Origin of the sequence: Paraburkholderia sp. LEh10 (assembly GCF_017814945.1) — a bacterium.
Taxonomy (GTDB): domain Bacteria; phylum Pseudomonadota; class Gammaproteobacteria; order Burkholderiales; family Burkholderiaceae; genus Paraburkholderia.
In genome coordinates this window covers 198,962-219,775 of sequence record NZ_JAGIPX010000004.1, presented here as the reverse complement: position 1 = coordinate 219,775, position 20,814 = coordinate 198,962, and the positions used below count along the sequence as shown (strand labels likewise).

Sequence of the window (20,814 nt, the reverse complement as noted above, 5' to 3'; positions counted from 1 at the left end):
TCAGCGCCGCGTGTCGGAATACAAGCAGGCGTCAGCCCTTCGACACGCGTCGCCGTGCTCAGAGTTCTTCGTACAGCGGCAGCGTCAGAAACTCGGTGAATGCCTCCGACGTCGACATTTCGCTGAAGATTTGCGCGGCGCGATCGTACGGCGTCGTATCGCCGGCGATCACGGCCTTCACCTTGTCCAGTTCCTGCGCCGTCAGTGCGCGCACGAGATCGGCCGTGACTTTGCGGCCGTCGTCGAGCTTGCCTTTCGGCGAGCGAATCCACTGCCAGACCTGCGAGCGCGAAATCTCGGCCGTCGCCGCGTCTTCCATCAGGTTGTGGATCGGCACGCAGCCGTTGCCCGCGAGCCACGAGCCAAGGTAGTGAATGCCGACGTTGATGTTGTTGCGCAGGCCTGCCTCGGTGATGGGCGCTTCCGGACGAAAGTCGAGCAGATCCTTGCCCGTCACCTGCACGTCGTCGCGTTGCTTGCCGATCTGGTTCGGCTTGTCGCCGAGCACCTTCACGAACTCTTCCATCGCGATGGGAACGAGGCCCGGATGCGCGACCCAGCCGCCGTCGTAGCCGTCCGTCGCGTCGCGCGCCTTGTCCGAACGCACGCCCGCCATCGCCTTGTCGTTTGCGGCCGCGTCGTTCTTGATCGGAATCAGCGCGCTCATGCCGCCGATCGCGGGCGCATTGCGTCGATGGCAGGTCTTCAGCAAGTGAAGCGCATACGCACGCATGAACGGCACCGTCATCGTGATCTGTGAACGATCCGCAAGACAGAAGTCCTTATCGTTCTTGAACTTCTTGATTGCCGAGAAGATGTAGTCCCAACGTCCCGCGTTCAGTCCGGAGCTGTGTTCACGCAGTTCGTAGAGAATCTCATCCATCTCGAACGCGGCGAGGATCGTTTCGATCAACACGGTCGCGCGAATCGTGCCGCGCGGCACGCCGACGGCTTCCTGCGCGGCGATGAAGATGTCGTTCCACAGGCGCGCTTCAAGGTGGCTTTCCATCTTCGGCAGATAGAAGTAGGCGCCCGTGCCGCGCGACAACTGTTCCTTCGCGTTGTGATGCAGGAACAGCGCGAAGTCGAAGATGCCGCCCGACACGCGCTGGCCGTCGACGGTGACGTGCTTCTCGTCAAGATGCCAGCCGCGCGGACGCACGATCAGCGTCGCGATCTTGTCGTTGAGCCTGTACGACTTGCCGTTCTGCTCGAGCGAGATCGTCCGGCGCACGGCTTCCTTCAGGTTGAGATGGCCCGTGATCTGGTTGTCCCAGCTCGGCGCATTCGAGTCCTCGAAATCGGTCATGTACGAGTCCGCGCCCGAGTTCAGCGCATTGATGATCATCTTGCGGTCGACGGGACCTGTGATCTCGACGCGGCGGCATTGCAGGTCTTGTGGCAGCGGCGCGATCGTCCAGTCGCCTTCGCGGATGCGCTTCGTTTCCGAGAGAAAGTCCGGACGCTCGCCGGCATCCAGACGCTTTGCGCGCTCGGCGCGCAGTTTCAGCAACTGCTGGCGGCGCGACTCGAACGTGCGGTGCAGGCTCGCGACGAGTTCGAGCGCTTGCGGCGTCAGAATCGTCTCGAAACCGGGCTTGATTTCTCCCGTGATTTTCATGCCCTGCGGCAGCGACAACGTGTTCGCCATGATTTCTCCTTGGTCGGTCAGTTTCAAAGATGTTGTTGATGCAATTGCAATGCTTCGTCTCGATGAGCGGCGAGACGGGAAAACATGCCGTCATGCGCCAGGGCTGTGGCGCGCGCGGCTGCTGCCTTTCTCGGCTTTTCCCGTTCTCTGCGTTTTCTCTGACGATGCGTGGTTGTCGATAAAAGTAATCAGTTCCCTCATGGTGCTGCCCGTGCCATGCGGCGCGACGCCCAGTTCCTCGGCGGGCGCGCCCTCGCGGTTGAGCCAGAAGACGGTGTAGCCGAACCAGTTCGCACCGCTCGCGTCCCAGCCGTTCGACGACACGAACACGATCTCGCCGGCGGCCGCGCCGAACGCCTGCGTGCCGAGCGCATACGCTGCGGGTGCGGGCTTGAACGCGCGCACGGCGTCCACCGAGAGCACGCGATCGAACATTCCCGACATGCCCGCACTCTTGACAGCAATGTCGAGCATCTGCGGATTGCCGTTCGAGAGAATCCCGAGACCGAGCTGCGCATCGCCGCGGGCGGCGCGCATGGCGCGCAGCTGCCGCAACGCGGGCAGGACGTCGGGGAACGCGGACAGGCATGCGTATTCGTCCATCAGACGTTTTTCACCTGCCGCATCCAACGTGAGGCCGAGCTTGCGCGCGGCGTAGCGCAGCGCGTCGAGTGTGATGGTCGAGAACGGCAGGTAACGCGCGCCGGCCGGGTCGGACAATGTGCGCAAATGCGCGTATTCGATCTGTTTTTGCCGCCACAGCTTTGAGAGCGTATCGCCGTGGCCCGGGAACATCTGCTCCGCCGCAGCGACGACCGAATGCACGTCGAACAGCGTGCCGTATGCGTCGAAGATCACTGCTTTTGGGAAGAGTGTCGTTGTGGCCGACATTGCCTTGCGCTCCATCAGAGGTCGGGATCGATTCTATTCGTGACGGCTTGTGCTAAAAAAGACTGTAAAGATCACTTGATCTTTTACTTTCATCACCCTAATCTGGCGCGCATCCCCTTATTCGTGCGCGATGCATGCGCCACCCGCTCGCAGATGGACCGGTTCAAGCAGATCGAGACTTTCGTGACCGTCGCGGCGCGCGGCAGTCTGTCCGCAGCAGCGCAAGCCGAGGGCGTCGCGCCCGCGATCATCGGCCGGCGCATCGACGCGCTCGAAGAGCGCCTCGGCGTCAAGTTGCTCGTGCGCACGACGCGCCGCATTACGCTGACCTACGAAGGCTCGGCGTTCCTTGAAGACTGTCAGCGCATCATTCACGACATGCAGAACGCGGAAGCGAGTGTGTCTGCTGGCGGCGTGAAGGCGAGCGGCCATCTGCGCGTGTCCGCTCCGGCGGGCTTCGGCCGGCGGCACGTCGCGCCACTCGTGCCCGCATTCACCGTCGCGCATCCGGATGTGTCGATTTCTCTCGATCTCTCCGATCGCATGGTCGATCTCATCAATGAAGGCTTCGATTGCGCGATACGGCTTGGAGAATTGCCCGATTCGTCGCTGGTATCGTTGAGACTCGGGGAGAACAAACGCGTATGTGTCGCGTCGCCGATGTACCTGGCGAAGCGCGCAGCGCCGCAGACCCTTGCGGATCTCGCTCATCACAATTGCCTCGCGCTCGGCGCGAGCGCGACCCAGCAGCGTGGCTGGGTGTTCCAGCAGGGCGACAAGGTCGTGACGATCAAGGTGTCGGGCACGATGGAATGTTCGGACGGCGCGGTGCTGCACGAGTGGTGCCTCGAAGGCCACGGACTCGCGTGGCGTTCGTGGTGGGAAGTCGGCACGGACATCGCGGCGGGTCGGCTCGTCAGCGTGCTGGACGACTTCGCCGCGCCCCCGATCGGCATTCATGCCGTGTTCCCGCAGCGGCGTCATTTGCCGTTGCGCGTGCGGCTTTTCCTCGACTTTCTCAAGCATACGTATGGCAATCCGGCCTATTGGGGCTGATCGCGACGCGCGTCGTGCTGCAAGCGGGATGTCAGTTCGCGCGCGGGTTTCCGATATGCGGAGAAGCCCGCACGCGCCCCTTGCACGGCATTTCGGCGCATTACAATCGTTTTGACAGCCCGCCGCACGGCCGTGCAACCGCTGCGGCGCAGGCGGTTGCGCGCGCGTGCCGATGCGGGATGCATGGTTCGTTATCCATACCGGCAAGCCGCATGCGTGCGTATTCCACACCTGCAGTCGACGACGGAGGGCACCATGTTCAAGCACATCCTCGTTCCGACCGATGGTTCGGACCTGTCTAAAAAGGCGATCGACGGCGCGATCGATCTCGCTCAGGCCGTCGGAGCGCGCGTCACTGCGTATGCGTGCCTGCCGCAGTATCCGTACTCGCCGTTTTCCGAAGTCGTGATCGAACCACCTGTCGATTTTCAGGACCGCAGCGAGCGCGAAGCGCGTCAACATCTGCAGGAAGTCGAGGAGGCGGCGCGCGGCGCGGGTGTCGAATGCACGAGCCAGACGAGTGTCCATCCGTCGCCGTATCTCGGCATCATTGAAGCGGCCGAGCAGGGCGGCTGCGATGTTATCTTCATGGCGTCGCACGGGCGGCGCGGACTCGGCAGTCTGCTGATCGGCAGTGAGACGCAGCGCGTGCTCACGCATACGAAAATCCCCGTGATCGTCTATCGGTAGCGAGCTTTTCTCTGGCTTCCCCGCATGCGTTGACCACAGTTCTAAGCCTTGACCTGATACTTCTGAAAGGACGCACGCCAGCGGACAGCACGGTCGCATGCGCGTTGCCTCCCGTCTCGTGTAATCGTGTAATCGAGGCTCGCGCAGATTCGACGCTTGGAATTGCGGGCGGCGCTCGTCAAACGTCGCGCCGTCCGGCCTTCCTCGCTGGGAAGAGATTGAAACCGGCCCTCTGCGGGGCCGTGCTTCATGATGCTGCTCGTCTAGCCGCTAAATCCGCCGACGTCGGATGACGTCAGCCGTTTCAGGCGACCTTCTTGTTGTCGAAGAACTGTTCGTCTTCCGTCGAGCCATGCAGGGCCGTCGTCGAGGCTTCGCGTTCCACCGTTTGCGTGACGGCGTCGAAGTAGCCCGTGCCGACTTCGCGCTGATGCTTGACGGCCGTGAAGCCCTTCTCGGCGGCGGCGAACTCGGCTTGCTGCAGTTCGACGAACGCGCTCATCTGCTGGCGCGCATAGCCGTGCGCGAGGTTGAACATCGAGTAGTTCAGCGCGTGGAAGCCCGCAAGCGTGATGAACTGGAACTTGTAGCCCATCGCACCGAGTTCCTTCTGGAACTTGGCGATCGTCGCGTCGTCGAGGTTCTTCTTCCAGTTGAACGACGGCGAGCAGTTATACGACAACATCTTGCCCGGGAATTCCCTGTGGATCGCCTCGGCGAATTTCTTCGCGTACTCGAGGTCCGGCTTGCCCGTCTCGCACCAGATCAGATCGGCGTAAGGCGCATACGCGAGACCGCGCGACACGGCCTGCTCGAGGCCGGGCTTCGTGCGGAAGAAGCCTTCCACCGTGCGCTCGCCCGTGAGGAACGGCTTGTCGTTGTCATCGATGTCCGATGTGATCAAATCGGCGGCTTCCGCGTCGGTGCGCGCGATCAGCACGGTCGGCACGCCGCAGACGTCGGCGGCGAGACGCGCGGCCGTCAGCTTCGCGACGTTCTCGCGCGTCGGGACGAGCACCTTGCCGCCCATATGGCCACACTTCTTCACGGAAGCGAGCTGGTCTTCGAAGTGCACGCCCGCCGCGCCCGCTTCGATCATCGCCTTCATCAGCTCGAACGCGTTCAGCACGCCGCCGAAACCGGCTTCCGCGTCGGCCACGATCGGGGCGAAGTAGTCGATATAGCCTTCGTCGCCCGGGTTTTTGCCTTCCGACCATTGAATCTGGTCAGCGCGCGTGAGCGTGTTGTTGATGCGCTTCACGACGAGCGGCACCGAGTTCGCCGGATACAGCGACTGGTCCGGGTACATTTCGCCCGCCACGTTGGCGTCGCCCGCGACCTGCCAGCCCGACAGATAGATGGCTTTCAGGCCGGCCTTGACCTGCTGCATCGCCTGGTTGCCCGTCAGCGCGCCGAGCGCGTTGACGAACGGTTCTTCCTGCATCGCGTTCCAGAGCTTTTCAGCGCCGTGGCGCGCGATAGTGTGTTCGGCCTGCAGCGAGCCGCGCAGGCGCACGACGTCTTCCGCCGTGAAGCCGCGCTTGATGCCCTTCCAGCGGCTATCCGTTTCCCATTGCTGCTGAAGTTGTTTTGCCTGTTCGGTGCGCGTCATGGTGTGCTCCTTTTTTGCCTTGAAAAGGGGTTCGATGGACTTTTGACTTTCGCGAAGCGTGGGCTTCGGGGAGCGTTTCGTTTCGCGAGGTCTTATATAAGAGTCTAGGCAAAAGGCAGTGCCCGGAACAGACACCGGACCGGCTTTTTTGATGATTTTTATTTGTTGTAAATCAAATGCTTATGCGGAACATTCCGCAATAAGAAACGAGATTTTCCATGTTGCAACCGCGCTTCTTGTGCTTCGCAGCACGATTTTTTACGACGCAAAAAAATTTTCCGCATCGTGAAATGAGGGCGCGACGAAAAAAAACCGACGCGGGGCGTCGGTTTTGGTTGTGCAGCGGATTATTGCACGCCGCTGGCGGGGCGTTGTCAGCGCCGAGAAGAACGTTTAGTCGCCGCGGCGCGTGTTGCGCGGGCCGTCGTTGCGACGTGCACCGTAGCCGCCTTCGCGATTGCCGCGATAGCCTTCGCTGCGATAGCCTTCGCGCGAACCGCCACCGTAGCCGCCTTCACGCGAGCCGCCCGCGGGCTTGCCGCCCCAGCCGCGGCCGCCGCCGTTGCCGCCTTCGCGGGCGCCGTAGCCACCACCGCCTTCGCGTGCGCCGTAGCCACCACCGCCTTCGCGTGCGCCGTAGCCGCCACCGTTGCCGTCGCGCGAACCATAGCCCGGCTTGCCGCCGTAGCGACGGCCGCCGCCGCCATTACCGCCCGGACGGCCACGGCCGCCGAAGCCGCCGCGACCGTTGGCGGGCGGCGCCTTACGCGGCTCGAAGCCGGCGACCACGTTGACGGGCAGCGGCGCGCGAACGAAACGCTCGATGCGCTTCAACGCGCCCTGTTCCGCGTGATGCACGAGGCTCACCGCGATACCCGAGCGGCCCGCGCGGCCGGTGCGGCCGATACGGTGCACGTAGTCTTCGGCGAACTTCGGCAGATCATAGTTGAACACGTGCGTGATGCCGGGGATGTCAATGCCGCGGGCCGCGACGTCCGTCGCGACCAGCACGCGCACGCGGCGCTCGCGCAGCGCGCGGATCGTGCGGTTGCGCGCGCCTTGCGGCAGGTCGCCGTGCAGCGCAGCCGATTCGAAGCCAGCATCGGCGAGACGCCCAGCCAGCATGTCCGCGTCGCTCTTGGTCGCCGTGAACACGATTGCCTGGTCGAGGCTCACGTCGCGCAACAGGTGGTCGAGCAGGCGGTCCTTGTGATCGCGGTCGTCGACGTAATGCACGCTCTGCGCGATGTTGGCGCGCGACTCGATCTTCTGCGTGATCTCGATACGCTCGGGGTCTTTCAGCAGACGGCCCGTCAGCGAGCCGATCTTGCCGTCGAGCGTCGCCGAGAACAGCATCGTCTGACGCGTGGCGGGCGTCGCGGCGACGATTGTTTCGATGTCGTCGATGAAGCCCATGTCGAGCATGCGGTCGGCTTCGTCGAGCACGAGCATCTGCAGTTGCGACAGGTCGATACGGCCGCGCTCCAGATGGTCGAGCAGACGGCCGGGCGTGGCGACGAGGATTTCGGGGTTCTTCGCGAGCAGCATCAACTGCTGGCCGTACGCGACGCCGCCTAGGATGCTGACGGTGCGCAGACGGCGAAGGTGCTTGCCGTAGGTCGAAGCGGCCGTCGTAACCTGCATCGCGAGTTCGCGGGTCGGCGTGAGGACCAGCAGGCCCGGACGCGCGACGGGCATCGGACGGCGGCCGCGGCCGCCGCCATTGCTGTCGCTGCGCGGCTCGCGCGGTTGGTTGGCTTGCGCCTTTTGCAGCTGGGCGAAACGCTCGATGGCGGGCAGCATGAACGCCGCCGTCTTGCCCGAACCCGTCGGGCTCGACACCAGCAGGTCGCGGCCCGCGATGCCGGCCGGGATCGCGCGCTGCTGCACGGGCGTCGGCGCCTTGTAGCCGGCGGCCGTCAGTGCCGAGACGATCTCCGCCGACAGACCCAGCGACGCGAACGTCGGGCCTTCAGCTTCGGGAGCTTGCACGGCCGTTTCCGGCGTGTCGAGACCGAGGGCTTGATCGGCGATGGCGTTCAGCGGGCTGGAGGTATTGCTCGAAGTCATGAGAATCCTTGAAACATGGGGAATAACACGTCAACGCCAATCGGCATACCCAAGTCGTCGGATTCAGCGAGCAAAGAAGCAGCGAGCAAATCGAAAAACGGGGGCAACTCGCGACAATGAAGGCGAGTTTCTTGTTAGAAGCTGTATCGAATGCGACAGGCCGGGATTGGCTTGCCGCCAGCCTGGACTTGACGGCCGGTGGGGCCTTGCAGGAGGGGACAGGTTCTAAACTGGATTGGAGCTAAACGCTACGAGGCGCTTTTCCCACAACGGCCACAGCATCGGACCGGATGGAAGCGGTGAAAGCGCAGCCAGCATTATATCGATAATTGCTGCACTGCGCCACCGTTAAGAGCTTTCCGAATGAAGCCGTCGAAATGGTAAGAGGAATTAAGCGATTGCGGCTATTGCCGGGAATCAGGCTGCCGTGCCGCTTTTCAGCGACTCGACCAGCTGGACGTATTGCTGTTTGGCCGTGTCCGGCGCGGTGCCTTGCAGCGCGGCCCAGGCGTCGTACTTGTACTTGCCGACGATATCCGTGAAGCCGGGCTTGTCGCCGTGCACGTCGCCGTCGGTGGCCTGCTTGAAGAGCGCGTACAGGCGCAGCAGCGTGAGGTTGCCCGGACGCTCCGGCAGTTGCTTCACATCTTCTTGTGCCTTTGCGAAGAGACCGTCCACGTCGCTCATCAGATCCTCCATGCTTTATTCGAGATAGGGCGTCGATCATAGCAAGGGTCATCCGGCGCGCGGCTGGAGCGATCCTTCCAGACGCGGCGCGTCGCCGGTCGTGTCGTGTTGGCATCCGGCGACGCTGGGCGCCGCATTACAATAGCGGTCATGACGAAAACCGTGCTGCTCGCCCTCGATACTTCGACCGAATTCTGCTCGGTCGCACTGCTGTCCACCCATTGCGCCGATGATGCGTCATCGGCCCAGACGAACGCGCCTGCTGCCGAGCCGCGCGTCTGGGTGCGGCATGAGGCGACGGGCGCCGTCTCCAGCACGCGGCTTCTTCCCGCCATCCGCGAGCTGTTCGACGAAGCGGGCCTCGCGCTCGCCGCCTGCAACGCGATTGCGTTCGGCGCGGGCCCGGGCTCGTTCACGGGGCTGCGCACCGCGACGGGTGTGGCGCAAGGACTGGCCTTCGGGCTGAATTGCCCGGTGGTGCCCATCGGCACGCTGCTCGCGTGCGCCGAGAGCGCGCGCAGGCGCGACCCGTCGGCTACGCGCGTGATTGCGGCGCTCGACGCCCGCATGGACGAAGTCTATTGGGCCGACTACGCGTGGGACGAACACCTCGGCGAGTGGCGCACGGTCCATCCCGCTTCGCTCGCCGCGCCCGATGCGCTCGTCTTGCCTGATCAGCCGTTCACGCTGGCGGGCAATGCCGCAACGGCATTCGGCGAGCGTCTGAAGGCGGCGGGCGTCGCGCGCGGCGTCGATCACGAGGCAGTGCCGCACGCGCTGCCCATCGCATTCGCGGCGCTGCGGGCGTTTCGCGCGGGCCGCACGCTGCCCGCTGACCAGGCCGCGCCCGAATACATCCGCGACAAGGTCGCGCAAACCACGCAAGAACGGCTCGCGGCGAAAGCCGCGCAGCACGCGCCGGCAGCCGGTTCGGCGCAGCGCGCTCGTGCCACCCACGCTTCGGCCGATGCCGCCGACGACGAGGGCGCGCGATGAGCGGCGTGCTGCTCGCGGACCGCTACATGTCGCCGATGACGGAGGGCGATCTCGACGAGGTTGCCGCCATCGAAAAGCTCGCCTACGAGTTTCCGTGGAGCCGCGGCAATTTCGAAGACTCGCTGCGCAATGGGTACTTCGGCGTGTGTCTGCGGCATGTGACGGGCACGCTGATCGGCTATTGCGTGCTGATGCCCGTCGTCGATGAAATGCATCTGCTCAATCTGTGCGTCGCACCCGTTGCGCAGCATGCGGGTGCGGGCCTCGCGCTGCTGCGCGAAGCCGTGCGCATCGCGCGCGGCGAAAAGCTCGCGGGAATGCTGCTCGAAGTGCGGCCGTCGAACCATCGCGCGATCAAGCTGTATGAGCGCTTTGGTTTCGCGTCGATTGGCCGCCGCAAGAACTACTATCCGGCGCGGCATCGCAGCCGGGAGGACGCCATCGTCATGCGTTTCAGTTTCGTGAAGGAGGGCGCCGATGGCGCTGCATGAATCCGCGCTGGAAGTACTGGGTCTCGCGCCGATGTGGGTGCGGCGCGGGCTCGCACTGGGCGCCGCCGTCGAGTCACAGGCGCGCAATGGCGCCGCCGATGTTGCGGTGAGCGAACGACAGCAGGCGCCGCACGTTGCTTCTGCGGATCGCCGGCCGGACGCCGGGGCGGGGGCCGCCGCCGCGTCAGGGGACGAGCAGGCCACACAAGCCGGACATGCTGCCGGGGCGCCGCGCGCAGAAGCCGGCACGGCCGCGACACTCGCGAACCGCGATTCGTACGCAGCCGCTGCTTCACATGAAAGCGGCGCGGCCATAGACGAACGCACCGCGCCCGGCATTGCCACGCAAGCCGAACGTCAGCCGGTTGAGCCGGTCAGCACGCCTCCCGCCGATGCGCAGCCTGAGCGCAGCGCACGTCAGCCTGCGGCCGACGCAGCGCCGCCTTTGCCCGATGACGATTTCGCATGGTTCGACGATCTCCCTGCCGGAGCGCCAATACACGTCGACGCGAAAGCGGACCACTCCGCGCAGCCGCCCATCGAGACGCTCGACTGGACCGCGCTTGAAGCGCGCGTGTCGGCGTGCGAGCGCTGCCGTCTGTGCGAGAAGCGCACGAACGCGGTGTTCGGCGTCGGCGATCGCGAAGCCGACTGGATGCTGATCGGCGAAGCGCCCGGCGAGAACGAGGACAGGCAAGGCGAGCCCTTCGTCGGCCAGGCGGGCAAGCTGCTCGACAACATGCTGCGCTCGCTCGATCTCGCGCGTGGCACGAACGTCTACATCGCCAACGTGATCAAGTGCCGTCCGCCCGGCAACCGCAATCCGGAGCCGGACGAAGTCGCGCGTTGCGAGCCGTATCTGCAACGCCAGGTGGCGCTCGTCAAGCCGAAGCTGATCGTCGCACTCGGCCGCTTCGCCGCGCAGAGCCTTCTGAAGACGGAAGCGAGCATTTCGTCGCTGCGTGGACGCGTCCACGAATACGAGGGCGTGCCCGTCATCGTTACTTACCATCCCGCGTATCTGCTGCGCAGCCTCGGCGACAAGGCGAAGTCGTGGCAGGACCTGTGCCTTGCCCGCGACACCTGGCGCGACGCGGCAGCGCAACGGGACGCGGCGAAATGATGGACGCGGCCGGGCCGACCGCTTCGTTCGAGGCGCCGTCAGCGGCGCGGCTCGATGCGCTGTCCGATGCCGCCGTGCGCGACATCGGATGGCTTCTGTTCAGCCCGGACCTGTTGCGCGCGCAACCGCCGGGAGGCGTGCTCGCCGCGCCGTTCGAATCGCCTGAGCAAGCCGCCGCGACGATGGACTGGCTCGAAGCGCAGGACGCCGATCCCGCTCCGTTGCATCGTCACATCGCGGCGGCGCGCGTGACGCGCCTCGGCCGCTATGCCGAGTGTCTGCTCGCGTGGTTTCTGAAGCACGGCCCGGCCGCGCGGCTGATCGCAGCCAACGTGCCGCTGCGGCGCGCGGGCGTGACGCTCGGCGAATGCGATTTCCTCGTCGAGACGCAGACGGGCAGACGGCTGCATTGGGAGCTGGCTGTCAAATGCTATCTGCACGCGGGCGACGGCCTGGACGCGTCATCCGGCGCATTGGCCAACGCATTGGCGAGTTACGTCGGCCCGAATCTGCAGGATCGTTTCGATCTGAAGCTCGCGCACCTGCTCGATCACCAGTTGCGGCTGAGCGCGCGCGAAGAGTTCGCGTCGCTCGGTCATCGCGGGCCGTGGGACGCGCAGATGTTCGTCAAAGGCTGGCTCTTCTATCGCAACGGCTCAGGCGCGCGCGATCCTGTCGAGATCGATCCCGCGCACGCTCGCGGCTGGTGGTCGACACGCGCTGAGTGGCCGTCGTTTTCGGCGGATCACGCCGATGCGTGGATTCTGCTGCCAAGGCTCGAGTGGCTCGCGCCGCGTGTTCATGACGCGGGCCATGCATCGAGCTTCGTGTCCGCCGCGACGCTCGAGCAGCAACTCGCGCATCAGACGGGACCGACGATGGTGGCCGCTTTCGTCGGGCATGCAGAAGGGAAGTGGATCGAGCGCTCGCGCGGCTTCATCGTGCCCGACGACTGGCCCGAGCGGGCGCAGGCGTTTGCGCGCCGGCCGGCGCGCGACTGATGGACTGCCGGCGCGGCCCGGTTACCACCAGCGATAAAAATGATGCACAGGCCCGACGCCATGCCCGACGTCGAGTCGGCCGCTCTGTTCGAGCGCGCCCGTGAGCCAGCTTTTCGCGTCGGCGACGGCGCTCGCCAGATCGTCGCGCTGCGGAATCAGCGCCGCGATCGCCGACGACAAAGTGCAGCCCGTACCGTGCGTGTTCTTCACGGGCACGCGCGGACCGGCGACGCGCATCGCGCCGCTGTCCTGAATGAGCCAGTCGGGGCTGTCGGCGGCAGCCAGGTGGCCGCCTTTCATCAGCACGGCGCGCGCGCCCAGCTTGCGCAGCGCTTCACCCTGATCGACCATCGCCGCTTCGTCCGCCGCGCTTGCCGTGCCGAGCAGCGCGGCCGCTTCGGGCAGATTCGGCGTCAATAGATCGGCGAGCGGCAGCAGTTCGTCACGCACGGCATCGACGGCGTCGGGCGCGAGCAGCGCATGATGGCTCTTCGAGATCATCACCGTGTCGAGCACCACGTGTTTCGGCTGATGACGGCGCAGCGCATCGGCGACGGCGCGCACGATCGACGCATTCGCCAGCATGCCGATCTTCACGGCATCGATGCGGATGTCGTCGAAGACGGCGTCCAGTTGCGCGACGACGAACGCGGGATCGGGCGTATGAATGGCCGTCACGCCGCGCGTGTTCTGCGCCGTCAAGGCGGTGATCACGCTTGCGCCATATGCGCCGAGCGCCGAGAAAGCCTTGAGGTCGGCCTGGATGCCGGCGCCGCCGCCGGAATCGGAGCCGGCGATCGTCAGAACATTGGGTATCGGTCGGGTCATGGGAAAGTCTGAAAAGCGGAGCGCGCGCAGGGACGACGCAGCGCGGGCGTCAGTGCCGCGCTTCGCCGATCAGCGCCACCGAATCGAACGCGCGCTGGTTCGCCTGATGGCGGCGCATCACGAGCCACATCATCACGCAGACGAAGGTGCCGAACAGCACGATGACGATGGCGACGGGCACGTCGAGCCACACGAGCACCGCGTACAGACACAGCATCACGAGCACAGACAGGTTCTCGTTGAAGTTCTGCACGGCGATCGAGTGGCCCGCCGACAGCAGCACGTGTCCGCGATGCTGAAGCAGTGCGTTCATTGGCACCACGAAAAAGCCCGACAGCGCGCCGACGACCATCAGGAAGATATAGGCAAAGATCAGATAGCCGGGGATGTGCATCCGGCCGTAGTTGATGCCCCAATGCGACGGAAACAGGTGCTTCGTATAGAAGGCCATCAGCATGACGGCAATGCCCATCACGATACCGACGGGCAGCACCGACAGCGATTTCTTCAGCGGCACGCGCGCGGCGGCGATCATCGCGCCCGCCGCGACGCCGACGGCGACGACAGCCTGCAGGATCGCGCCTTCCGACAGCGACATGCCGAGCGACACTTCGGCCCACTTCAGCACGATGAACTGCAGGGTCGCGCCCGCGCCCCAGAAGAGCGTCGTCACGGCGAGCGAGATCTGGCCGAGCTTGTCGCGCCAGAGCACGAGGAAGCAGTCGGCGAAATCGGTGATCAGCTTGATGGGGCCGTGCTCTTGGCGCGGATAGCGGGCGCCCGTGTCCGGAATGCGCAGATTGAAGAGCGCCGCGATTGCGTAGATCAGAATGATGATCAGCATCGCCGCTTCCGCCGGCGTGCTGATGGCGGCGGGCGTGTGCTTGATGATGTGCGACGCGATGTGCGGGCTGATCAGCGCGCCGCCGAGCACGGTGCCGAGAATGATCGAGCCGACGGTCGTGCCTTCGATCCAGCCGTTCGCGGCGACGAGCCGGTCAGGCGGCAGCAGTTCGGTGAGAATGCCGTACTTGGCGGGCGAGTACGCGGCCGCGCCGAAGCCGACGATCCCATACGCGATGAGAGGATGCGCGCCGACCAGCATCGCAACGCAGCCGACCACCTTGATCGTGTTGGTGACGAACATCACGCGGCCCTTCGGACGGGAATCCGCGAAGGCGCCGACGAAAGCCGCGAGCACGACGTACGACAGCACAAAAAACAGCTTGAGCAGCGGCGTCATCCAGTTCGGGGCGTGAAGATCTTTCAGCAGTGCAATAGCAGCGATCAGAAGCGCATTGTCGGCCAGCGAGGAGAAAAACTGCGCGGCCATAATGGTGTAAAAACCTTTTTTCATCTGATGCGATGCTTTCCTCGCTGCGGTCTGTCCGCCCCGGCCGCCGAGTGGGCATCCGGGCTTATTCCGTTCGAAATGGGTTGTGCGCACGGCTTTATATCATGAAAATAGCCGAATCCCGACTAGCAGAATCCTTGATCGCATTGTCACGGTTGCCTCCGGTGTATTGAAAACGCACTGTAAGCTACTGATTCGACGATGTCTTTACGAAAATATCCCATGCCGCGCCCAGTCTCAGCCACGATCCATACCGCCGCTCTCGCCAATAATCTCGCAGTCGCACGCCGTTATGCGCCGAAGTCCAAAATCTGGGCCGTCGTCAAGGCCAATGCCTATGGTCACGGGCTCGCACGGGCGTTCCCCGGCTTGCGCGCAACCGACGGCTTTGGTTTGCTCGACCTCGAAGAAGCCGTGAAGTTGCGTGAATTGGGGTGGGCGGGGCCGATTTTGCTGCTCGAGGGCTTTTTCCGGCCCACCGACATCGACGTGATCGACCGCTACAGCCTCACTACAGCGCTGCATTCGGACGAGCAATTGCGCATGCTGGAAATGGCGCGCCTGTCCAAACCCGTCAATATCCAGCTGAAGATGAACAGCGGCATGAATCGTCTCGGCTACACGCCGGACAGGTTCCGCGCCGCGTGGGAACGCGCGCGGGCATGCCAGGGCGTCGGCCAGATCACGCTGATGACCCATTTCTCGGATGCCGACAGCGAGCGCGGCATCACACACCAGATGGAAGCGTTCGAGCGCGGCGCGCAGGGTATCGCGGGCGCGCGCAGCCTCGCCAATTCGGCCGCGACGCTCTGGTATCCGGAATCGCATTTCGACTGGGTGCGCCCGGGCGTGATGCTGTACGGCGCATCGCCGTCGGGCGTGAACGCGGCGATCAAGGACACGGGCCTGCAGCCGGCCATGACACTCGCTTCCGAAATCATCGCGGTGCAGACGCTCACGGAAGGCAGCACGATCGGCTACGGCTCGATCTACACCGCGAGCGACGGCATGCGCATCGGCGTCGTCGCGTGCGGCTATGCGGATGGCTATCCGCGCATCGCGCCAGAAGGCACGCCCGTGATCGTCGACGGCATCCCCACGCGGATCGTCGGCCGTGTGTCGATGGACATGATCACTGTCGATCTCACACCCTGTCCGCAGGCGAGCGTCGGCTCGCGGGTCGAGCTGTGGGGCGCGCAACTGCCCATCGACGACGTCGCGCAGGCGTGCGGCACGATCGGCTACGAGCTGATGTGCGCCGTCGCGCCGCGCGTGCCGGTGCGCGCCGAATGACGCGCGTGCTCGCACCGCTTGACGACATCAACAACAACCACGCGTGACGACACAAGTTGGCTAAACAGAAAACGTTGTACACCTGCACGGAATGTGGCGGGCAGGCACCGAAGTGGCAGGGCCAGTGCCCGGCGTGTCACGCGTGGAACACGCTCGTGGAAAGCGTCGCGGAGTCGCCTTCCGCGCACCGCTTTCAGGCGCTCGCGAAGAGCCAGCCGGTGCAGCGCCTCGCCGATATCGAGGCGTCGGACGTGCCGCGTTTCTCGACCGGCGTCGGGGAGTTCGACCGGGTGCTGGGCGGCGGCCTGGTGGCGGGCGGCGTCGTGTTGATCGGCGGCGATCCGGGCATCGGCAAATCGACGCTGCTGTTACAGTCGCTCGCGGAAATCGCCAGCGAGCGGCGCGCGCTCTATGTGAGCGGCGAAGAGTCGGCGGCGCAGATTGCGTTGCGCGCGCAACGGTTGTCGCTGCTCGAACCGGGGGCGCACGCGAGCGAACTCAAGCTGCTCGCCGAAATCCAGCTCGAAAAAATCCAGGCGACCATCGCCGACGAAAAGCCGGACGTCGCCGTGATCGACTCGATCCAGACGATCTATTCGGAAGCGCTGACCTCGGCGCCGGGCTCGGTTGCGCAGGTGCGCGAATGCGCGGCGCAACTGACGCGCGTCGCGAAGCAGTCGGGCACGGCCATCATCATGGTCGGCCACGTGACGAAGGAGGGCAATCTGGCGGGCCCGCGCGTGCTCGAACACATCGTCGATACCGTGCTGTATTTCGAAGGCGACACGCATTCGTCGTTCCGCCTCGTGCGCGCGTTCAAGAACCGTTTCGGCGCCGTCAACGAACTGGGCGTGTTCGCGATGACGGAACGCGGCTTGCGCGGCGTCGCGAATCCGTCGGCGCTGTTCCTGTCGCAGCACGAGCAGATCGTGCCGGGCTCGTGCGTGCTCGTCACGCAGGAGGGCACGCGGCCGCTGCTGGTCGAGGTGCAGGCGCTCGTCGATACGGCCAACGTGCCGAATCCGCGGCGGCTTGCCGTCGGCCTCGAACAGAACCGGCTCGCGATGCTGCTCGCCGTGCTCCACCGGCACGCGGGCATTGCATGCTTCGATCAGGACGTGTTCCTGAACGCCGTGGGCGGCGTGAAGATCACCGAGCCCGCCGCCGACCTCGCCGTGCTGCTCGCCATTCATTCTTCGATGCGCAACAAGCCGCTGCCGAAGGGCTTGATCGTGTTCGGCGAAGTCGGTTTGGCGGGCGAAATCCGTCCATCTCCGCGCGGCCAGGAACGTCTGAAGGAAGCCGCAAAGCTCGGGTTCTCAATCGCGCTGATTCCGAAGGCAAACGCGCCCAAGCAAACCATCGACGGATTGCAGGTCATCGCCGTCGAACGCATTGAGCAGGCCATTGACCGAATGCGCACCCTGGAGTAGCGAATTCGGCGCAATATCGGGCGGCGTCTGCCTACGTCGGCTTGCCGCCGTAATCTGCCGTAAATATCTCAACCGTGGCTGTAACCCAGCGGACTTTCGTTTTCCCTATCCTCGTCAATGCAATGTGACGAGTAGAAAAGGAAGACGTCTTGAAACAGTCTCATGAATCGTCGGGTGAGCGTCTCTCGAATTTGCGCGGCTGCCGTGTGTCCGCGCCTATTCAGCAGCCGTGGGGCGGCGGATGCCGGATCGTCGAATGGATCGACACGGCCGGGCAGATTTCGCGGCGCGTGGTCGCGGAGAACGTGACGGCAGACGAAGTCCGGGCAACGATCCGCCATCACGTGGAAGGGCGCAGGCATCGGCTGGTCGATGACGAACGCGAGCCGAGGCAGACGCTGCCGCGACGTTGACGCGATGCCCGGCCCGGCAAAACGAAGCGCCGGCCCCATCCGATGCCGGCGCCATTGTCCTGTCTGCCAGAGCTGAAGCTTCAGGCCGCTATTCGGGGCCCGTGCAAGATCCCTGCTGTTGAGCCGTCAGCGCGTCGCGCGCGTGCATATTGAAGAGCGGATGCTGCGCGGCTTCCGCCGCCGTCAGCACGGGCGACACGCAGCAATCCAGCGGCACCAGCAATGCGGCCCATTCGTCGAGCGGGCGCGTCGCGATCACGTCGGCCATCTCCTTGACCAGCTGCAGGGCGTCAGGGCCGGCAATCGCCTGGCCGAGACTCCAGTGACGCGTCGCCCACTCGGGGCGGTCGAGCGCCATGCAGAGGGTTTCCCAGAACTTGAGTTCGAGCGCGCCGACGGCGAGCCAGCGTCCGTCGAGCGTGCGATACAGGTTGTAGCAGGGGACGCCGCCGTTCAGCAGGCTGCTGCCCGCGACGGGCGACGTGCCGTCGTTGGCGAGCGCCACCTGCGCGACGACGTTGTTCGCGTACGTGCAATGCGCCATCGACACATCGACAAAGCGCCCATCGCCGCCGCGCGCCACCGCCCACAAGGCGGCGAGTATCTGACTGACGGCGGACAGCGCGCCGCCCAGCAGATCGGCGATCTGGAAATTGGGGAGGATGGGCGCACCGTCGCGCGACGCAAGCTGGTCGAGCACGCCCGCATAACCGATGTAGTTCAGATCGTGCCCGGCCAGCTGCGCGTAGGGCCCGTGCGCGCCATAGCCCGAAATCGCGCAATAGACGAGCTTTGGATTGATCACACGCAGCACGTCGTAGCCGAGGCCGAGCCGCTCCATCACGCCGGGCCGGAAGCTTTCGATCAGCACGTCCGCTTCGCGCGCAAGCGCCATCAGCACGGTCCGTCCGCCTTCGGACTTCAGGTCGAGCCGGGTTTCGCGCTTGCCGCGATTCACGAGCCGGTAGAACGCGCCCGGACGTCCCGCCAAGCGGTCGGCGCTGCTTTGCATCATCGTGCGTGTCGCGTCGCCGGCGCCGGGCGCGTCGATCTTCAGTACGTCGGCGCCCATTTCCGCGAGCCTGAGCGTCGCGACGGGACCGGGCAGCAGACGCGACAGATCGAGCACGCGCAAGCCCTTCAGTGCGGCAGCAGTAGACGACAAGGCACAGCCCTCCCTGAATTGCCCGTCGGCCTAAGTTCCCCCCGTGTTGTCCTTCGCCAGCGCGGAGGGCCGTCAGCCGATTTGTTCGAGTTCCTCGTGCGCTTCGAGCCAATCGGCTTCGAGCGTTTCGAGGCGTGCATTGACATCTGCCTGACGGCGGATCGCCTCCGTCAGCTTCGTTTTCTGGTCGGCGGCGTAGCTTGCGGGATCGGCGACGAAGGTATCGAGCGTCGCCTTTTCCGCGTTGAGCGCGTCCATTTCCTTCTCGATCTTCGCGATGCGGTTCTGCAACGGCTTCTTCAGGTGCGCCAGTTTCTGGCGCGTTTCCGCCTCCTGCCGGCGCTGCTCCTTGCGGTTCACCGACGTGTCCGCGCCGTTCGCGCCACTGCCGTTGCCGGACGCGGATACATCGGCAGCCTTCAGCGCGGCGCGCTGCTCGGCGGCGTGCTGCAGCAGCCAGTCGCGATAATCGTCGAGATCGCCGTCGAACGGCTGCAGCTTGTGCTTCGCGACGAGCATAAACTGGTCCGTGGTCGCGCGCAGCAAATGACGGTCGTGCGATACGAGGATCAGCGTGCCTTCGAACTGCGCGAGCGCCATCGTCAGCGCATGGCGCGTTTCGAGGTCGAGGTGGTTGGTCGGCTCGTCGAGCAGCAGCAGATTCGGTTTTTGCCAGATGATCAACGCGAGCGCGAGCCGTGCCTTCTCGCCGCCGGAGAAGGGCGCGATGGCCGCGGTCGCCATGTCGCCGGAGAAGTTGAAGCTGCCGAGGAAGTCGCGCAGTTCCTGTTCGCGCGTGTCGGGCGCGAGGCGCGACAGGTGCTGCAACGCAGAGTCGTCGGGCCGCAGCGTTTCCAGCTGATGTTGCGCGAAATAGCCGATCTTCAGGCCCTTGCCTTCGCGAACGTGCCCGCCGAGCGGTTCGAGCGTGCCCGCAAGCGTCTTGATGAGCGTGGACTTGCCCTGGCCGTTCGCGCCGAGCAGGCCGATGCGCTGGCCGTTCTGGATGGACAGCGCGACACGCTCGACGATCGGAATCTCGCCGCCGTCCGCCGCGCGATAGCCGCAACGCACCTCTTCCATCACCATCATCGGGTTCGGCGCGGAGTCGGGCGCGCGGAATTCGAATGTGAAAGGCGAAGTGATATGCGCGGGCGCGATCAGCTCCATCTTTTCGAGCGCCTTCATGCGGCTTTGCGCCTGGCGCGCCTTGGTCGCCTTCGCCTTGAAGCGGTTGACGAAGCTCTGCAGATGCTCGATGGTCTTGCGCTGTTTCTCGTAAGCGCTTTGTTGCAGCGCGAGTTGCTGCGCGCGCAGCACTTCGAACTGCGAGTAGTTGCCGCCATACCGCTTGATCTGCTGGTTCTCGAGATGCAGCGTAACATTGCAGACCGAATCGAGAAATTCGCGGTCGTGCGAGATCACGATGAGCGTGCCCGGATAGCGATGCAGCCACTCTTCGAGCCAGACGATTGCGTCGAGGTCGAGGTGATTGGTCGGCTCGTCCAGCAGCAGGAGGTCCGAGCGGCACATCAGCGCCTGCGCGAGATTAAGGCGCATGCGCCAGCCGCCCGAGAAGCTGCCGACGCTCGCACGCGTCTGTTCGAGCGTGAAGCCCAGGCCGAGCAGCAACGCTTCGGCGCGCGCGGGCGCCGTGTAGCCGTCGGCATCGGCGAACGCGGCGTGCGCTTCGGCTTCGGCGGCGCCGTCATGCGCGGCGGAGGCGGACGCGATGCGCGCTTCGATCGCGCGCAACGCCGCGTCACCGTCGAGCGTGTAGTCGAGCGCGGTCTTGTCGACGGCGGGCGTCTCCTGCGCCACGTGCGCGGTTTGCCACGACGGCGGCATCGAGAAATCGCCACCGTCCGCGTGCAGCTCGCCGAGCAGCACGGAGAACAGAGTCGATTTGCCCGCGCCGTTCGCGCCCACGAGACCGGCTTTCTCGCCGGGATTGAGCGTGAACGTGGTTTGTTCGAAGAGCGGCTTCGTGCCGCGCGCGAGACTGAACTGGTTGAAGCGGATCACAACGGAAGGCCGGCTTGAGGAAAAACGCTATTTTA

General features: G+C 64.9%; 18 protein-coding genes. 9 read left to right on the top strand and 9 right to left on the bottom strand.

What is annotated here, in order from left to right:
- Window positions 1-58: 58 nt before the first annotated feature.
- Both aceB and J8I87_RS05215 read right to left on the bottom strand, forming a co-directional pair.
- The gene (aceB, locus tag J8I87_RS05220) at window positions 59-1,651 is read right to left on the bottom strand and encodes a malate synthase A (RefSeq protein ID WP_209930372.1); all 1,593 of its coding nucleotides are present in this window, start codon (window positions 1,649-1,651) and stop codon (window positions 59-61) included.
- A gap of 90 nt (window positions 1,652-1,741) precedes the next feature.
- Window positions 1,742-2,542 carry a haloacid dehalogenase type II gene (locus J8I87_RS05215; RefSeq protein ID WP_209930371.1) on the bottom strand — a complete coding sequence of 267 codons (801 nt, stop codon included), beginning with the start codon at window positions 2,540-2,542 and terminating at the stop codon, window positions 1,742-1,744.
- 153 nt (window positions 2,543-2,695) lie between these two features.
- On the opposite strand from J8I87_RS05215, the gene J8I87_RS05210 reads away from it, so the two are divergent.
- Window positions 2,696-3,598: a LysR family transcriptional regulator gene (locus tag J8I87_RS05210; protein WP_209930422.1), complete on the top strand. Its 903-nt coding sequence runs from the start codon at window positions 2,696-2,698 to the stop codon at window positions 3,596-3,598.
- Between the two features lie 255 nt (window positions 3,599-3,853).
- Window positions 3,854-4,288, top strand: coding sequence for a universal stress protein (locus tag J8I87_RS05205; RefSeq protein WP_012400765.1), 435 nt, complete (start codon window positions 3,854-3,856; stop codon window positions 4,286-4,288).
- 304 nt (window positions 4,289-4,592) lie between these two features.
- Here J8I87_RS05205 and aceA read toward each other — a convergent pair whose 3' ends face one another.
- The 3 genes from aceA to J8I87_RS05190 form a co-directional block, all read right to left on the bottom strand.
- Window positions 4,593-5,900, bottom strand: a complete 1,308-nt coding sequence (gene aceA, locus J8I87_RS05200) for an isocitrate lyase (RefSeq protein ID WP_209930370.1) — start codon at window positions 5,898-5,900, stop codon at window positions 4,593-4,595.
- Window positions 5,901-6,293: 393 nt separating this feature from the next.
- Complete coding sequence (locus J8I87_RS05195; RefSeq protein WP_209930369.1) at window positions 6,294-7,970, bottom strand: DEAD/DEAH box helicase; 1,677 nt, start codon at window positions 7,968-7,970, stop codon at window positions 6,294-6,296.
- A 417-nt stretch (window positions 7,971-8,387) separates the two neighbouring features.
- Window positions 8,388-8,657, bottom strand: a complete 270-nt coding sequence (locus J8I87_RS05190; protein WP_209930368.1) for an acyl-CoA-binding protein — start codon at window positions 8,655-8,657, stop codon at window positions 8,388-8,390.
- Window positions 8,658-8,807: 150 nt separating this feature from the next.
- Between J8I87_RS05190 and tsaB the strand changes: the two genes are divergently transcribed.
- From tsaB to J8I87_RS05170, 4 genes are read left to right on the top strand one after another with little or no spacing between them, the layout of a single operon-like run.
- A complete protein-coding gene (tsaB, locus tag J8I87_RS05185; protein WP_209930367.1) occupies window positions 8,808-9,653 on the top strand; it encodes a tRNA (adenosine(37)-N6)-threonylcarbamoyltransferase complex dimerization subunit type 1 TsaB in 846 nt (281 codons plus the stop codon).
- Complete coding sequence (gene rimI / locus J8I87_RS05180; RefSeq protein WP_209930366.1) at window positions 9,650-10,144, top strand: ribosomal protein S18-alanine N-acetyltransferase; 495 nt, start codon at window positions 9,650-9,652, stop codon at window positions 10,142-10,144. The genes tsaB and rimI overlap by 4 nt, the downstream gene beginning before the upstream one ends.
- Window positions 10,131-11,267 carry a uracil-DNA glycosylase gene (locus J8I87_RS05175; protein WP_209930365.1) on the top strand — a complete coding sequence of 379 codons (1,137 nt, stop codon included), beginning with the start codon at window positions 10,131-10,133 and terminating at the stop codon, window positions 11,265-11,267. The genes rimI and J8I87_RS05175 overlap by 14 nt, the downstream gene beginning before the upstream one ends.
- On the top strand, window positions 11,264-12,268 hold the full coding sequence (locus J8I87_RS05170) for a DUF1853 family protein (protein WP_209930364.1): 1,005 nt from the start codon (window positions 11,264-11,266) through the stop codon (window positions 12,266-12,268). Before J8I87_RS05175 ends, J8I87_RS05170 begins: the two co-directional genes overlap by 4 nt.
- 21 nt (window positions 12,269-12,289) lie before the next feature.
- Here J8I87_RS05170 and thiD read toward each other — a convergent pair whose 3' ends face one another.
- Window positions 12,290-13,096 (bottom strand): bifunctional hydroxymethylpyrimidine kinase/phosphomethylpyrimidine kinase, encoded by an 807-nt coding sequence (gene thiD / locus J8I87_RS05165; protein ID WP_209930363.1) that lies wholly within the window; start codon window positions 13,094-13,096, stop codon window positions 12,290-12,292.
- 49 nt (window positions 13,097-13,145) lie between these two features.
- Window positions 13,146-14,453: a lysophospholipid transporter LplT gene (lplT, locus tag J8I87_RS05160; protein ID WP_209930362.1), complete on the bottom strand. Its 1,308-nt coding sequence runs from the start codon at window positions 14,451-14,453 to the stop codon at window positions 13,146-13,148.
- 219 nt (window positions 14,454-14,672) lie between these two features.
- Here lplT and alr point away from each other — a divergent pair, with 219 nt between their 5' ends.
- From alr to J8I87_RS05145, 3 genes are all read left to right on the top strand, one after another.
- Entirely contained in the window at window positions 14,673-15,743 is a 1,071-nt protein-coding gene (gene alr, locus J8I87_RS05155; RefSeq protein ID WP_209930361.1) for an alanine racemase, read from the top strand.
- Window positions 15,744-15,799: 56 nt separating this feature from the next.
- Window positions 15,800-17,176, top strand: coding sequence for a DNA repair protein RadA (gene radA / locus J8I87_RS05150; RefSeq protein ID WP_209930360.1), 1,377 nt, complete (start codon window positions 15,800-15,802; stop codon window positions 17,174-17,176).
- Window positions 17,177-17,325: 149 nt separating this feature from the next.
- Window positions 17,326-17,589: a DUF2866 domain-containing protein gene (locus J8I87_RS05145; protein ID WP_209930359.1), complete on the top strand. Its 264-nt coding sequence runs from the start codon at window positions 17,326-17,328 to the stop codon at window positions 17,587-17,589.
- Between the two features lie 88 nt (window positions 17,590-17,677).
- Here J8I87_RS05145 and J8I87_RS05140 read toward each other — a convergent pair whose 3' ends face one another.
- Entirely contained in the window at window positions 17,678-18,733 is a 1,056-nt protein-coding gene (locus J8I87_RS05140) for a CaiB/BaiF CoA transferase family protein (protein WP_209930421.1), read from the bottom strand.
- Between the two features lie 93 nt (window positions 18,734-18,826).
- The gene (locus J8I87_RS05135) at window positions 18,827-20,779 is read right to left on the bottom strand and encodes an ATP-binding cassette domain-containing protein (RefSeq protein WP_209930358.1); all 1,953 of its coding nucleotides are present in this window, start codon (window positions 20,777-20,779) and stop codon (window positions 18,827-18,829) included.
- Window positions 20,780-20,814: the final 35 nt, after the last annotated feature.